General features: G+C 67.3%; 13 protein-coding genes and 1 riboswitch. Of the genes, 5 read left to right on the top strand and 8 right to left on the bottom strand.

From position 1 onward, the window contains the following. Position 1: 1 nt before the first annotated feature. Genes E4K65_RS02070 through E4K65_RS02050 form a run of 5 tightly spaced genes read right to left on the bottom strand, consistent with a single transcriptional unit; the run spans position 2 to position 6,459 of the window. Entirely contained in the window at positions 2-631 is a 630-nt protein-coding gene (locus tag E4K65_RS02070; protein ID WP_135172687.1) for a precorrin-8X methylmutase, read from the bottom strand. After that, the gene (gene cobG / locus E4K65_RS02065; protein ID WP_135172686.1) at positions 631-1,794 is read right to left on the bottom strand and encodes a precorrin-3B synthase; all 1,164 of its coding nucleotides are present in this window, start codon (positions 1,792-1,794) and stop codon (positions 631-633) included. Before cobG ends, E4K65_RS02070 begins: the two co-directional genes overlap by 1 nt. Next, complete coding sequence (gene cobN, locus E4K65_RS02060; RefSeq protein WP_135172685.1) at positions 1,791-5,039, bottom strand: cobaltochelatase subunit CobN; 3,249 nt, start codon at positions 5,037-5,039, stop codon at positions 1,791-1,793. Before cobN ends, cobG begins: the two co-directional genes overlap by 4 nt. After that, positions 5,039-6,088 (bottom strand): cobalamin biosynthesis protein CobW, encoded by a 1,050-nt coding sequence (cobW, locus tag E4K65_RS02055; protein WP_135172684.1) that lies wholly within the window; start codon positions 6,086-6,088, stop codon positions 5,039-5,041. The genes cobN and cobW overlap by 1 nt, the downstream gene beginning before the upstream one ends. Further along, a complete protein-coding gene (locus E4K65_RS02050) occupies positions 6,085-6,459 on the bottom strand; it encodes a DUF1636 family protein (protein WP_135172683.1) in 375 nt (124 codons plus the stop codon). Before E4K65_RS02050 ends, cobW begins: the two co-directional genes overlap by 4 nt. 96 nt (positions 6,460-6,555) lie before the next feature. Then, positions 6,556-6,775, bottom strand: a riboswitch (cobalamin riboswitch). Between the two features lie 40 nt (positions 6,776-6,815). Here E4K65_RS02050 and cobO point away from each other — a divergent pair. Both cobO and E4K65_RS02040 read left to right on the top strand, forming a co-directional pair. Further along, a complete protein-coding gene (cobO, locus tag E4K65_RS02045) occupies positions 6,816-7,451 on the top strand; it encodes a cob(I)yrinic acid a,c-diamide adenosyltransferase (RefSeq protein WP_135172682.1) in 636 nt (211 codons plus the stop codon). A gap of 11 nt (positions 7,452-7,462) precedes the next feature. Further along, positions 7,463-8,911, top strand: coding sequence for a cobyric acid synthase (locus E4K65_RS02040; RefSeq protein ID WP_135172681.1), 1,449 nt, complete (start codon positions 7,463-7,465; stop codon positions 8,909-8,911). Here the strand turns inward: E4K65_RS02040 and cobD are convergent. Further along, entirely contained in the window at positions 8,900-9,865 is a 966-nt protein-coding gene (gene cobD, locus E4K65_RS02035; RefSeq protein WP_167770456.1) for a threonine-phosphate decarboxylase CobD, read from the bottom strand. The two genes, E4K65_RS02040 and cobD, sit on opposite strands and share 12 nt — an antisense overlap. 11 nt (positions 9,866-9,876) lie before the next feature. Further along, positions 9,877-10,818 carry an adenosylcobinamide-phosphate synthase CbiB gene (gene cbiB, locus E4K65_RS02030; protein ID WP_167770455.1) on the bottom strand — a complete coding sequence of 314 codons (942 nt, stop codon included), beginning with the start codon at positions 10,816-10,818 and terminating at the stop codon, positions 9,877-9,879. Positions 10,819-10,945: 127 nt separating this feature from the next. Between cbiB and cobU the strand changes: the two genes are divergently transcribed. Genes cobU through bluB form a run of 3 tightly spaced genes read left to right on the top strand, consistent with a single transcriptional unit; the run spans position 10,946 to position 12,865 of the window. Continuing rightward, on the top strand, positions 10,946-11,449 hold the full coding sequence (gene cobU, locus E4K65_RS02025) for a bifunctional adenosylcobinamide kinase/adenosylcobinamide-phosphate guanylyltransferase (protein WP_167770454.1): 504 nt from the start codon (positions 10,946-10,948) through the stop codon (positions 11,447-11,449). Then, a complete protein-coding gene (cobS, locus tag E4K65_RS02020) occupies positions 11,446-12,228 on the top strand; it encodes an adenosylcobinamide-GDP ribazoletransferase (RefSeq protein ID WP_135172678.1) in 783 nt (260 codons plus the stop codon). Before cobU ends, cobS begins: the two co-directional genes overlap by 4 nt. Positions 12,229-12,232: 4 nt before the next feature. Next, on the top strand, positions 12,233-12,865 hold the full coding sequence (gene bluB / locus E4K65_RS02015; protein WP_135172677.1) for a 5,6-dimethylbenzimidazole synthase: 633 nt from the start codon (positions 12,233-12,235) through the stop codon (positions 12,863-12,865). A gap of 129 nt (positions 12,866-12,994) precedes the next feature. Here bluB and E4K65_RS02010 read toward each other — a convergent pair whose 3' ends face one another. Beyond that, positions 12,995-14,689 carry a ShlB/FhaC/HecB family hemolysin secretion/activation protein gene (locus tag E4K65_RS02010; RefSeq protein ID WP_135172676.1) on the bottom strand — a complete coding sequence of 565 codons (1,695 nt, stop codon included), beginning with the start codon at positions 14,687-14,689 and terminating at the stop codon, positions 12,995-12,997. Between the last annotated feature and the right edge of the window lies 1 nt (position 14,690).

The raw sequence follows: 14,690 nt of genomic DNA, 5'->3' as shown, positions 1-14,690 counted from the left end.
TCTATTCGCTCCGGCTCGCCAGCGCGTTCACGGCCGCAACGGTAATCGCGGAACCGCCGAAACGGCCCTCGACCGTCAGCGCCGGGACCGGCGGATCGGCCATCAGCGCGGCCTTGGATTCGGCGGCGCCGACGAAGCCGACGGGGCAGCCGATGATCGCCGCCGGCCGCGGGCAGTCGCGGTCCTCCAGCATGTTGAGGAGATGAAACAGCGCGGTCGGCGCGTTGCCGATCGCGACGATCGCGCCACCCAGATGCGGCCGCCACAGCTCAAGCGCCGCGGCCGAGCGCGTGTTGCGCATGGATTGCGCCAGCGCCGGGACGGCGGCGTCGCCGAGGGTGCAGATGACGGCATTGGCCGCGGGAAGTCGCGCGCGCGTAATTCCCTCGGAGACCATGCGCGCATCGCACAGGATCGGCGCCCCCTTCTGCAACGCTGCACGCGCGGCGGTCGCCATGCCTGATGTGAAGCGGATATGCGCTTCCAGGCCAACCATGCCGGCGGCATGGATCATCCGCACCACGACCTGTTCCTCATCGGGCGTGAAACGCGCAAGATCGGCCTCGGCCCGGATGGTCGCAAAGGATTGCCGGTAGATCGCCGCGCCGTCGGTCTCGTAGACATGCGGCATCAATGCCCTCCCATCAGGATGGAGGGATTGCCGACGATGTCGTCGCGGTTCAAGCCGCGCAGGATGGGCTCATCGCGCGTCGACCCGCCGCGCACGAGATCGAAGCCAGCGCCGGTCGCGACCAGCGTAATCGCGGCCGCACCGGAATGAGCGCAGCCCTTGGCGCAGCCGGACACGTGAAGCCGTGCGGCCGCACCGATGTTCGGCGCTAGCGCTGCTGCCAGTGCGCGGGTATCGGCATGCGCCTCGCGGCAGCGCGGCGCGCCGCTACAGGCGATGACACGCAGCGCCGGATCGTAGGCTTCGGTGATGAGACCGGCCGTAGACGGCATCGTCCGCTTGCCTTCGCTCAGAACCATCCGCCACGGCGTCATGCGCAGCGCATGTCCGCAGCCGGCGAACTGGCTGAGCGTCGCATGCGGCATTTGCCCGAAGGCGACGCCGACCATCGCGCCCTGCGGATAAAGGCCAGGGCGCGCCGCGGCCATGATCGGCACCGGCTCGGCCTCGCCGCGCAACGCGCCAGGCAGGGCCGCGCCAGCGGCAAGATGCGTCGCCATCCGCCCTCGCCCGCCCCTGGCACCGCCTGATGTCACGAACCAATTTGCGAGCGCGAGCGCGGCGGTCACAGCCTCGCCGCGTCCAACGGAACGGCCGAGGCTGGCGCCATTGGCCCGCACCAGCAGTCCGCCGGCGCGATCCCGCTCGATCCGCACATCCGCGGAATCGCCGGCAAGCACGCGCGACGTGCCGTCATCGATGGCAAAGCCGAATTTCGTCGGAAGCGCGAGCGCGCTGTTCTCGAGCGCCTCCTCGAGCTCGGCGGCGAGCGCCTGGGTCTCGTCGCCCGCGCGCCAGAACGGCGTCACCAGAATGTTGCGCCGGGATTCGGTGTCGGCGTCGGGATCGAGCAGCGCCAGTCGCGAAAGACCGTCGAGCAGCAGCCGGTGGCTGCCTTCGCTGACGCCTCTGATCTGGAGATTGGCGCGGCTGGTGACGTCGATCAGGCCGTTGCCATGGCGTTCGGCCAGATGTGCCAGTCCGGAGATCTGCGCCGCATCGAGCCGGCCGCCGAACGGTCGCACGCGAACCACGAAGCCGTCGCCCGATTGCATCGGCCGCAGCGCGCCGGGGCACCAGCCCTTGACCATGGCCGCGCTCATGACGCCTCCCGCAACGCCGCCGCGATCGAATTGCGACGCGTTCGCCAGAGTAAAGCCTCATGCAGACGGGTGAAACATGTTTCCATCGCGGCGAGCGCCGCCGGATTTTCGTTCGCCATGAAGGCGCGCACATCGGCATTGCCGAGCGTCGCATCGTAATAGAGATCGAACAGATGCGGCGGCACGGCGTCCGCCAGATGGGCGAAGGCGGCCATGTGCTCGAGTGTCGCGGTGATCTCGGCGGCGCCGCGAAAACCATGGCGCATCATGCCGGCGATCCAGGCAGGATTGGCCGCGCGCGCGCGGACCACACGCGAGATTTCCTCCGTCAGCGTGCGCGCATGCGGCTGCTCGGGACGCGTCGCGTCGAGATGATAGAGCGACGGCGCAATCGCGCCGAGATGTGCGGCGGCCGCCGCAACGCCGGCTTCATGCGCGGCATAGTCGGCGGCGAGCAGAAGATCCGTTTCCGGCAAGTCCTGGACGTGAACGAATGCATCGGCCGACGCGAGCCGCTGTTCGATGCCGGCGCGATCGGGCTTGATCGCGCCGTCAGCGGAGAATGCCCAGGACGATGCCGACAGCCAGGCTTCGCCGGCCGCATCGCGCGTCTCAGGCGTGAAGGCATCGGGGATCGCCGAGAGACCGACGCCGTATTGCCCGGGGCGCGGCGCGAACACGCGGGACGCACGGTGGCGATACGGATTCTCGTCGCCCTCCTCCTCGCGCGCAGCGAGCGCCTCGGCCGCCGCCTCGAACAACTGCGCAAGCCCGGAGAAGACATCGCGGAATAGGCCCGACACCCGCAGCGTGACGTCGATGCGGGGACGGCAGAGCTCGGCCGGCGCGATGATGTCATAGCCGGTCACGCGGCCGGAGGCGTGATCCCAGCGCGGTGCAAGCCCCGCCAGATGCAGCGCCATCGCGAATTCCTCGCCGGCGGTGCGCATCGTCGCCGAGCCCCAGAGATCGATCACGAGGCCCTTCGGCCAGTCGCCGTGATCCTGCAAGTGACGGCGAAGCAGCTCTTCCGCGAGCTTGATGCCTTGCGCATGCGCCGACGGCGTCGGCACGGCGCGCGGATCGACGGCGAAAAGATTGCGTCCCGTCGGCAGCACATCCTGGCGCCCGCGATAGGGCGACCCTGACGGCCCCGGTGCAATGCGCTTCCCCGCGAGTGCGGCACGCAGCGCGTCCCGCTCCGCTTCGCCGCAGGCGCCGCGGCCGAACACGTGCAGGCCGTCGCCGAACTGGCTTTCCTTGAGATCGCAGACAAAGCGATCGATCCGCGGAATCGCCTCGGCTGGTGCTGCCGATGCATCGAGGCCGAGATCGTCCTCCAGTCCGGCCGCGCGCGCCTCGTCGCGGATCGCGGCGATCAGACGCTGGCGGCGGGCGGGATCGAGACCATCGGCCGTCGAATATTCGTCGAGGAGCTGTTCAAGCCGGCGCAAGCCTTCCGGCATGGTCGAGCTTGCCAGCGGCGGCGGCAGATGGCCGATGGTGACGGCGCCGATGCGCCGCTTGGCCTGCGCCGCCTCGCCGGGATCGTTGACGATGAAGGGATAGACGACCGGCAGATCGCCGATCAGGGCTTCCGGCCAGCAGCTCGATGACAGCGCCACGGATTTTCCGGGCAGCCATTCCAGCGTGCCATGCGCACCCATGTGCACGACGGCGTCAATGGCTTGCTCGCGGAGCCAGAGATAGAACGCGACATAGGCATGGCGTGGCGTGCGGGCGAGATCGTGATAGTCGGCGTCGCGCGTGGTTGCATCGCCGCGTTCCGGCTGAACCGCGATGATCGACTTGCCGCACTGGATCGCGGCGAAGCGGAACGCACCGTTGCGGCAGCCCGGATCGCTCTCAGGCGCGCCCCAGGCTTGCGCGAGATCATCCTGCAAGGATTGCGGAAGACGCGAGAGCGCCGCGCGATAATCGGCGAGGCTCCAGGTGAGTTGCTGCCTCAGCAGCGTCTCGCCGAGCGCATGAACCGGCGCGACATCGAAGCCAGTCTCCGCGAGATCTGACACCAAGGCTTCGACCGAGGCCAACGCGTCAAGACCCACCGCGTGCGCGATCTGGTGCGGACGGCCCGGATAGTTCGAGAGCACGATCGCCAGCCGCCTCTCGCCGGCCGGCTTCACCGCGAGCTTCCGCCAGGCTGTGACACGTGCGGCAACGGCCTTCACGCATGGCTCGTCAGCCCGATGCGCAAGATGCGAAAACTGCAAATCAGCATCACGCTCCGCTGCCGACTTGAAACTCACCACGCCCGCGAACAGGCGACCGTCGACCTCGGGCAGCACCACGTGCATCGCAAGATCGCCGGGCGACAGACCGCGCAGCGATTCCGCCCACTCCTCGCGCCGCGCCGTGGAGAGCGCGACCTGGAACACGGGACACGATGCAGCATCGAACGGTGTCGTGCCGTCATCGCCGACCGCGGAGAACGCGGTCGCATTGACGATCGCGGCCGGAGGATCTTGCGCAAGGAGCGCCCGCAGCCAGTCCGCAACGCCCGCGGCCTTCAGCGAGGTGACGAAAAGGCCATACGCGTCAAACCCCTTCTCGCGCAGCGTGGCAATCAGCGCGTCGACCGGGCCGGTGTCCGCGGCGGTGAGGTACGAGCGATAAAACGTCACCAGCGCGCGCGGCCGGCCCTCGCCGTCCGGTATCGCCGCGATGACGCCGCGCGCGGGATCGTAAAAGCCCATCTCGGGCACGGTCGTCTCGCCGACGACCGGACCGGCATAGAGGCCCGAGGCCAGTGCAAGCTGCGCGATCGCCGCTTGCGCCGCGACCGGACCACCGGTGTCGCAGAGCACCTTCAAGCGGCGCAGCGTCGAGACCGGCAGGGTCGAGTATGCATCGAGCCGTGTGTCGTCGCGGCCATCGGCCGGCAGCACCGCGAGCACGATACCGCGCGCCTTCGCAAGTTGCTGGAGAGCCGCGAGGCCGTAGGGCCAATAGGACTCACCGCCGATCAGGCGGACCAGAATGCCGCGAGCCTGGGCCAGCGTGCGCTCGATGTAGGTGTCGATAGAAAGCGGATGACGCAGTTCGGCGAGATTGGCGAGCCGCAGCGACGGCAGGCTGTCGCGGCCTCGCCGCCAGCCGGCCGCGAACGCGGCCAGATCGGAATCCGAGTACGAGAGCACCACGAGATCGGCCGGGTCCTGGCCGATGTCCCTTGGCGTCGCGGTCTCTTCCAGACCGCGGCTCTCGCGGAAGACGACGTGCATCAGATGCCAGATCCTGAAAGACCAAGTCCCGCTCTTATCGCGGCCTCGTCGATATCGCCGTGCTCGCCGATCACGACGAGCCTTGACTGGCGCGCGACCGCGCCCCAGGGCTTGTCGAACTGGTGACGCACGCGCTCACCGACCGCCTGGAGCAGCAGGCGCATCGGCTTGCCCGCGACCGCGATGTAGCCCTTGACGCGCAGCACGTTCTGCTCGCGCGACAGGCGCTGAACCGAGGCGACCAGTGTGTCGATATCCGTGACCTCAGGAAGGTCGATTACCACTGAGGCAAAGTCGTCGTGCTCATGCTCCTCTTCGCCGTCGTGATGCGACGGGCGCGCGGCGAGATCATTCTCGGCGGCAGCACCGAGGCCGAGGATGACGCGGGCGTCGATCGCTCCATCAGTGATGGGGAGCATCGGCACGCGGCGCGGCATCTCGGCGGTGATGGCAGCCTTGGCCGCTTCGATCCCCGCAGCACCTGCGAGATCGGCCTTGGTGAGCAGCACGATGTCGGCGCAGGCGATCTGGTCCTCGAACACTTCCGACAGCGGCGTCTCGTGATCGAGATTTTCGTCCGCCGCACGCTGCGCTTCCACCGCGGCCGGATCCGGCGCAAAGCGTCCGGCGGCGACGGCCTCGGCATCGGCGAGCGCGATCACGCCGTCCACGGTGATGCGCGAGCGGATCTCCGGCCAGTCGAACGCCTTGAGCAAAGGCTTGGGCAGCGCGAGGCCCGAGGTCTCGATCAGGATGTGATCGGGCCTTACGGGCCGCGCCAGCAACAGTTCCATGGTCGGGATGAAATCGTCGGCAACGGTGCAGCAGATGCAGCCATTGGCGAGCTCGACGATGTTTTCCTCCGGACAATTGGCATCGGCGCAGGACTTCAGGATCTGGCCGTCGACGCCCTCGCTGCCGAACTCGTTGACGAGCACCGCGAGCCTCTTGCCGTTGGGATTTGCGAGAAGATGCTGGATCAGCGTCGTCTTGCCGGAGCCGAGAAAGCCGGTCACCACCGTGACAGGGACTTTTGCGAGCGAATTCATTCGGCGGCCTCCGGCACGACGGCAATGGGGGGAATGCGGGCAAGCGATTGCTTGCGGAAGATCTCGGGGCGGCTGCGCCAGGGCACGAGGCCGTCGGGCGCGGCCGCATAGGCGGCGGCGCCCGCGATCACGTCGCGCGCGTTGGCATCCGACAGGCGGCCATAGACATAGGACCAGCGGCCGGGCGCGCTCAGCGCGACCGAGCAACCCTGGTTACAGGCCGACAGGCATTCGACGGGAACCACATTGACGCCATCGGGCACGCCGGCCTCCAGGATCGCACCGTGAAGGCGCTTGCCCGGAGTGACTTCGCCCTCGCCAGGTGTCTCGCCGGCGCGGCAGGTAATACAGACGTGAAGTGTGACGGTCATCGCCTCTTCCAGAATAAACAGCGGGAGGCGAAGAGGCCCACGAACCGGTCTTGCGAGGGTCCGTTTCCCCGTCGCGGAACACCCCGTCCGCCGGTCCAAAAATCGTCCGCGCTGGCAGGTCTCCCGGCTTGCGGAGCAGGGTTTTACCCTTCGATCCCCGCCTTCCCGATCCCGTTAGGGGTCAGTGGCCTCGGGCATCTCTCCGGTCACGGTCGCGGGGGCGGCTGCATTTTGGACCCAAATCTTGCCGATTCGGACCCTATCGCATTCCCTCTTCGCCTGTCATAGGACAGGAACCAACGCCGGGCCACCATTTGCCCCCGGCCGCCTCTTGTCAAGCCGAAGGACCAGGTACGATGACGCCTGAACCGGATACCCAAACGGGCGAGGAAACCGACGCCCGCCACGCCGCGAAAATGGCGAAGAAGAAGGCCGCCCGCGACAAGATCATGGCGACCAAGAGCGGCGAAAAGGGCCTCATCATCGTCCATACCGGCGCCGGCAAGGGCAAGTCGTCCTCGGCCTTCGGCATGATCGTGCGCTGCGTCGCCCACGGCTTCCCCTGCGCGGTGGTGCAGTTCATCAAGGGCGCCTGGGACACCGGCGAGCGCCGCCTGCTCACGGGTCATTTCGGCGATCTCTGCCAGTTCCACGCGATGGGCGAAGGTTTCACCTGGGAGACGCAGGACCGCGCCCGCGACATCGCCGCCGCGCGCGCCGGCTGGGAGAAGGCGAAGGAGCTGATCCTCGATCCCAGCCTGCGCATGGTCGTGCTCGACGAGATCAACATCGCGCTGCGCTACGACTACCTCGATATCGCTGAGGTCGTCGAATTCCTCAGCACGCAAAAGCCTGAGATGACGCATGTCGTGCTCACCGGGCGTAACGCCAAGGACGAGCTGATCGAGATCGCCGACCTCGTCACCGAGATGACGCTGGTGAAACATCCGTTCCGCTCCGGCATCAAGGCGCAGGCCGGCGTCGAGTTCTGAAGACACACGCGATGGCGCGCGCATTGATGATCCAGGGGGCCGGCTCGGACGTGGGCAAGTCGCTCATCGTCGCCGGTCTTGCGCGCGCCTTCACGCGGCGCGGCCTGCGCGTGCTTCCCTTCAAGCCGCAGAACATGTCGAACAATGCGGCCGTGACCGTCGATGGCGGCGAGATCGGCCGCGCACAAGCACTGCAAGCCCTCGCCGCCGGCGTCGAGCCACACACCGACATGAACCCGGTGCTGCTGAAGCCGGAGACCGATGTCGGAGCGCAAGTCATCGTGCATGGCAAGCGCATCGCAACTGCGCGTGCGCGTGACTATGCGGCGATGAAGCCACAGCTGATGGGATCCGTGCTGGAGAGCTTCGAGCGGCTGAAGGCGCGGGCCGATCTCATGCTGGTCGAAGGCGCCGGCAGTCCCGCCGAAGTGAACCTGCGCAAGGCCGACATCGCCAATATGGGCTTTGCCCGAAAGGCCGATGTGCCGGTTGTGCTGATCGGCGATATCGACCGGGGCGGCGTCATCGCCCAGCTCGTCGGCATCAAGACGGTGATCGACCCCGACGATGCCGCGATGATCCGGGGTTTTGTCATCAACAAGTTCCGTGGCGATCCCACGCTGTTCGACGACGGCTACAAGCTGATCGAGCAGAAGACGTCCTGGCGCGGCCTTGGTGTGCTGCCCTGGTTTGCGCGCGCCGGCGAGCTGCCGGCCGAGGACGCGCTGGGCCTCAGCGACGCGCGAAAGCCGGGCCAATGCAAGATCGCCTGTCTCGCGCTGTCACGGATCGCCAATTTCGACGATCTCGATCCGCTCAAGCTCGAACCCGGCGTCGATCTCGTGATGGTCCGTCCGGGTGAAGCGATCCCCGGCGACGTGAGGCTCGTCATCATCCCCGGCTCCAAATCGACCCGCGGCGACCTCGCCTTCCTGCGCGCGCAGGGCTGGGACATTGATCTCCTGGCGCATTATCGCCGCGGCGGCCACATCCTCGGCCTCTGCGGCGGCTATCAGATGCTCGGGCGCAGTGTCGCCGACCCCGATGGCATCGAAGGCCCTGCCGGCGACACGCCGGGCCTCGGACTTCTGGATGTCGAGACGGTGATGAGCCCGCAGAAGACGCTGACGCGTGTTGCGGCCGTGCACGCCGCCACGGACCGGCCGATCGAGGCCTACGAAATCCACATCGGCCGCACCGACGGGCCGGATCGCGCGCGGCCGTTCGCGACATTGAATGGCGAGCCGGAAGGCGCGATCTCCAGCGACAGCCGCGTGCAGGGCAGCTATTTGCACGGCCTGTTCACGTCGGATGATTTCCGCAGGGCGTATTTGGCCAAGCTCGACATTCCCGCAGGCGACGAGCCTTATCATGCCAGGGTCGAGAGCGCGCTCGATGCGCTCGCCGACCACATCGAAAAGCATCTCGACGTCGAAGGCCTGCTTTCGCTAGCGCGCTAGGACCTCGGCAAGGCGCGTCCATTCGGCTTCGCTGCCGGGAAGCCCGAGCCGCAGCCATGTCGGCTTTTGCCCGAAGACGCGCGACCAGATCTGGCCACGCGCCATCTTCTCCTGCGCGGCCAGCGCATCAGGCGTTTCGTAAAGACGAAACAGCGGCGTGCCGCCGACGAGCGTCCAGCCTTTTACGTGCGCCATGTCGTCGAGACGGGCACAGTCGCGCACAAGCCGCGCCGAGGTGGATTTCGCCCAGGCATCGTCGCGCAATGCGCGGCAACCGATCGCGATCGCGGCCCCCGAGACCGGCCATGGCCCCGACATCGCGGCGATCCCTGCGATGACGCCCGCGCCACCGATCGCAAACCCGAGCCGCAGGCCGGCCAGACCATAAAACTTCCCGAAGGACCGCAGGATCAGCAGCCCCGTTCGATCCGCTTCCGGCGCAAGCGACAGCTGCGGAACGGCATCGGCAAAGCTCTCGTCGATGACGAGACGGCCGACGCGCGGGAGCAGTGCCAGCAAGTCCTTCGGCGTATGGCACCGGCCATCGGGGTTGTTGGGATTGACGACGATGGCGAGGTCCGCGTCCGCCAGCGCGTCAAGATCCGCGACCTCCTGGACGTCCCAGCCCGCAGCCGCCAGGACCCCGGAATATTCGTTGTAGGTCGGCGCAAGGATGCGGGCGTGGCCGCGCGGCCCAAGTTGCGGCAGCAATTGAATGGCGGCTTGCGCGCCGCCCATCGCAACGAGCGCCGCGCTGGTGCGGTAGGCGTGCTGCGCCGCCTGATGCAAGGCATCGATCTCCGCCCGCGACGGCAGCGCGCTCCACGCGCGCATGCTCACCTCGCCCGCCGGATAAGGCAGCCGGTTGATCCCCGTCGAGAGATCGATCCAGTCCTCGGCGCGCCCGCCGAAACGCTGCTGGGCCAGATCGAGATTTCCACCGTGCTCGCGCATGTCCTGTTCTTTCACGCGAAGCTGAGGATCGCAAGGAGGCCTGCGAGCAGCAGCATGGCGCGGCGGTAGACGGTCAACCCTTGCGAGATATCGGCGGCGAGCGGATCGCGCGCGCCTTCGTTGAGCCAGGGCTCGTTGGTGATGCTGCCGTGGTAGATCCGGGGACCGCTGAGCCGCACGCCAAGCGCGCCGGCCATCGCAGCTTCCGGCCAGCCGGCATTGGGCGAGCGATGCCGGCGCGCATCGCGCGTCATGCACGACAATGCCTCCGCCCGGCGCGGCGCCAGCAGCACGAACAGAAACCCGGTCAGGCGCGCCGGAATGAAGTTGGCGACATCGTCGATCCGCGCCGCCGCCCAGCCAAAGGCTTCGTGTCGCTCGCTGCGATGGCCGATCATGGAGTCCAGCGTGTTGATGGCCTTGTAGCCGAAGATGCCGGGCAGGCCGAACAGCGCGCCCCAGAACACCGGCGCCACGATGCCGTCGGAGGCGTTTTCCGCAAGACTCTCGATCGCCGCGCGCGCGATGCCGGCTTCATCGAGCGTCGCGGGATCGCGGCCGACGATGCGCGAGACTGCCTCGCGTGCGCCGGCGATGTCGCCAGCCTGCAAGGGGCTTGCGACGGCGGCCACGTGATCATCGAGCGAGCGTAGCGCAACCAGCGGCCACGCCAGGATGCCCACCAGCACGAATTGGATCCAGCCCAGCGCGAGCACGGACTGAAGGACCCAGCCGAGAGCGGCAGAGACTGCAATCACCACGAGCGCGCCGGCAACGCCCGCGGCGCGGCGGAACGCCGGCGGATCTGACGGCCGATTCCAGGCGGTGTCGACCGTCGTAATCAGCCGGCCGAGCCAGGTCACGGGATGGCCGATCCGTGCGAACAGCGGGGCCGGCCAGCCCAACAGGGCATCCACCGCCATTGCCACCGCCATCGCACCCGCAAAGCCCACGCAAATCTCCCGTCTCGCTCCGCCCCTGTTGCGCAAAGCTCCGGCCGAGCGCAAGCCCCTGCCCGCCTGATTTCGGCTTTGTCTTTGGCCCCGTTTGGTGATTAGTGCTGGCCGACAGGAGACTTTTATGGCCGTCATCTTGATCACGGGCGGAGCGCGATCGGGCAAGAGCCGGCGTGCGGAGACACGCACGCAGGCCTTTCCCGGGCGGCCTGTCTACATTGCCACAGCCGAGGCGCTCGACGCCGAAATGGAGGATCGCATCGCAAAGCACCGCGCGCGACGCGGAGCCGACTGGATCGAGCGCGAGGTGCCGCTCGACCTGGTGCAGGCGCTGGTCGAAACCGAGGGCGGCGGCGCGAGACTGGTCGATTGCATGACGCTCTGGCTGTCCAACCTGCTGCATTCCGAGCGCGACTGGTCGCGCGAGGTGACGCACCTCGCCGAGGTTCTCCCTCGCTTGCGCAGTCCCGTCATCATGGTCACCAATGAGGTCGGCCTCGGTATCGTGCCCGACAACGCGCTGGCGCGCGCCTATCGCGATGCTGCCGGAATCATGAATCAGACGTTCGCCGGCGTTGCCGACGAAGTCGAGTTCGTGGTCGCCGGGCTGCCGATGAAGCTGAAATGATGCCGGGCGTCGAGACGATCCGGGACGTCATCGCCGATCTCAGGATCGCGGCGTCGTTCGTCACGCTCCTGCCGGTCGGATCGTCAAAGCCCGCGGCCGACGGCGCCATCGCGCGCGCGACCTGGGCGCTACCGGTCGCCGGCCTTCTGGTCGGACTTGCAGGCGCCTTGGTCTACAAGATCTCCAGCCGGCTCGGACTGACGCCGAACCTTGCCGCCCTGCTCGCACTGGCCACGACCGCCCTCATCACCGGCGCGCTGCACGAGGACGGCCTTGCCGATACCGCCGACGGGCTCGGCGGCGGCCGGACGCGCGAGCGCAAGCTCGAGATCATGCGCGACAGCCGGATCGGGACCTATGGCGTCTGCGCGCTGATCCTGTCGTTCGGCCTGCGCTGGAGCGCGCTCGCGGCGATCGCCAATCCGTGGCTGGTGACGCTGGCGCTGTGCGCTGCGCATTGCGCTGCCCGCGCGGGCGTGCCGGCCTTCATGTCGCTGGTACCGCCGGCACGGCCTGACGGTCTGTCGGCAAGCGCCGGATCGCCGCCGGGCCGCAGCGTCGCCATCGCCTTTGCCGTTGGAACTCTCGCGCTCACCCTCGCACTTGGACCGGGCAAGGCCCTCGTCGGCCTGATCCTGCTGTCGCTTGCCGGCTGGATCCTGGCACGGCTTGCCATCCGCCAGATCGGCGGGCAGACCGGCGACATCCTCGGCGCCTTCGAGCAGACCGGCGAGATCGTGATCCTGCTCGTTGCTGCGGCCTTCCAGATGGGACACTGACCCCATGGTCGAGTTCGACGACACCTTCCGCCGACATCTGCGCGAGCTGTTCGTGTGGCGCCGTGACGTGCGCCGCTTTCGCGGCGATCAGCTGCCGGACGGCGCGGTGGAACGCCTGATCGAAACCGCCTGCCTCTCGCCCTCCGTCGGCCTGAGTCAGCCCTGGCGCTTCGTCACCGTCGATGACGCCGCACGCCGCCGCGCCGTGATCGACGACTTCAGGGCGTGCAATGCCGATGCGCTCGATTGCTACTCCGGCGAGCGCGCGGCGCGCTATGCGACGCTGAAACTATCAGGCCTCGAACAGGCCCCCGGCCACCTCGCCGTGTTCGCGGACAAGGCGAGCGACATCGGGCACGGCCTTGGCCGCGCGACGATGCCGGAGACGACGGAATATTCCGTGGTTGCCGCGATCACCGCGATGTGGCTCGCCGCGCGCGCCGAGGGCATCGGCCTCGGCTGGGTGTCGATCCTGCATCCGGATCGCATCCACACCATTCTCGACGTGCCAAGCTCATGGAAATTCATCGCCTATCTCTGCATCGGCTATCCCGAGACCGAATGCGACCAGCCCGAGCTGGAGCAGGCGAAGTGGGAGCACCGGCGGGGGACGGAGGAGTTCACGCTGCGGCGCTGACAAACGCGCCCTCCTCCGTCATTGCGAGCGCAGCGAAGCAATCCAGAATCTCTCTGCGGACGGATTCTGGATTGCATCGTCGCGAGAGCTCCTCGCAATGACGACGGAGAGAAGCAGCGCAACCTCCCGCTACGACTTGCTCTTGCCGGCAACCGCCGCCACAGGCGCGGCGCTTTCCTGCTTCTGGAACATCAACAACGGCCGGAAAATGACGCGGCCATAGGCCTCATAATGGTTCTGGGTCGAGACGGCCATCTTCAACGGCGTCGCGTAATTTGCCTCGAACGTCATGAACGGCGCGTAGGTCCAGGAGAAACCGACGCCGACCGAGCCGAGTTCGGTGACGCCGGGGAATGTCGAATACACCGCACCCCAGTCGGTGAAGATGTAGGTGTCGAAGCCCTTGAGCCATTGCGACCAGTTGTAGTGCAGCTCGGCGTTGAAATAATAGCCGCTGTCGCCGGACGCCGAGTTGGAGGGATAGCCGCGCACGGTGGTCGGGCCGCCGATCGAGAATATCTGGTCGCCCGGCAGCAGCTTCCCCTGCGTGTACTGCCAGCTCGCAAGCACGTTGGCGCTGAAATTCGCCGGTCCCGCCGCGCTGGTCGCGATCAGCGAGCCGGTATAGGTGTTGAACGTGCGGTTGTTGCCGAGCACGTGGTCCTGCCATTCGATGTAGTTCACCGCCGGCGAGACCGTGATCGAATAGCTGTTGCCGGAATTGGTCACCGAGACGCCGGCCGTGGCCTTGTCGTAGTGATCGTCGGTGACGGCGACCGTGGTAAAGCGGCTCACCGTCTTGCCCTCGGTCACCGCGCCGTTGAGCAGCACCAGCCAGTCCTGCGTCACCCAGACCGGCTGGCTGAAATTGACGGCGGCCTGGCTGGAGCGTCCGGTGACGTCGAGCGCGACGAACGGTCCCTGGATGATCTTGATCTTGCCTTCGGTGTAGCTGACGCCGACGCGGCCGCCCCAGGGATTGACCGGAATGCTGTAGGCGGCGTTGCCGTTGAGATTGCCGTCGGAGCGGACGCCGTAGAAGGTCAGGCGGTCGTCGACGCCGAACAGGCCGTGGCGCTTGTAGAACGTGCCGCCTTCCCAGCGCCCGGTGTTCTCCACGCCCTGGTTGTCGACGAAGAGCTGCCAGGTGTCGACCGGCGGCTCGATGACCGCGAACTGGAGGTCGGTCAGGCCGAAGCTCGTGCCGGGCTGGAGCAGCGCCTTGATCTGCACATCGTTGGTGCGATTGAACCAGATCACGTCGCGATTGAGTTTCGGAACGTCGAGGACCTCGCCTTCCGGCTCCTTGACGCGCTGGAGGATATAGTCCGTGCTGGTCTGCTTGTTGCCCTCGACGGTCGTCTTCTGGAGCCGGCCTTCGGTCAGCTTGATCTTGACCACCCCGCCCTTGGCATCCTGATCCGGCAGCGTCGCAATGCCCGTGACGATGCCGCGCGCGGTGTAGATGGCGTTGATGTCGGCGACGAGCTGCAACAGCGAGGCGATGTCGACATTCTTGCCAACATACTTCTTGGCGATCTCATCCAGCTCCGCCGGCGTGATGAATTTGGAGGAGTCGAACTCGACCTTGCGCAGGCGGAATTTCGGCCCGCCCGGCTTCAACAGCTGGGACTTTTCCCGCTCGCCGCCGATCACCGCCGGCCCGCCCAGCTTGGGCGGCGCGCTCTGCTGCTCGAGCTGCCGCCGCTGACGGTCGACGTCGTTCTGGATCACGCCGGGATTGATCGAGGGCACCTGCGCGCGCGCGGACGCGATGCAGGACGCTGCAAGCCCGAGCCCAATTGCTACCCCCAGAACCCGCATC

The organism is Bradyrhizobium niftali (assembly GCF_004571025.1).
In the GTDB taxonomy this organism is placed as follows: domain Bacteria; phylum Pseudomonadota; class Alphaproteobacteria; order Rhizobiales; family Xanthobacteraceae; genus Bradyrhizobium; species Bradyrhizobium niftali.
This window is presented reverse-complemented; position numbering and strand designations above follow the sequence as displayed.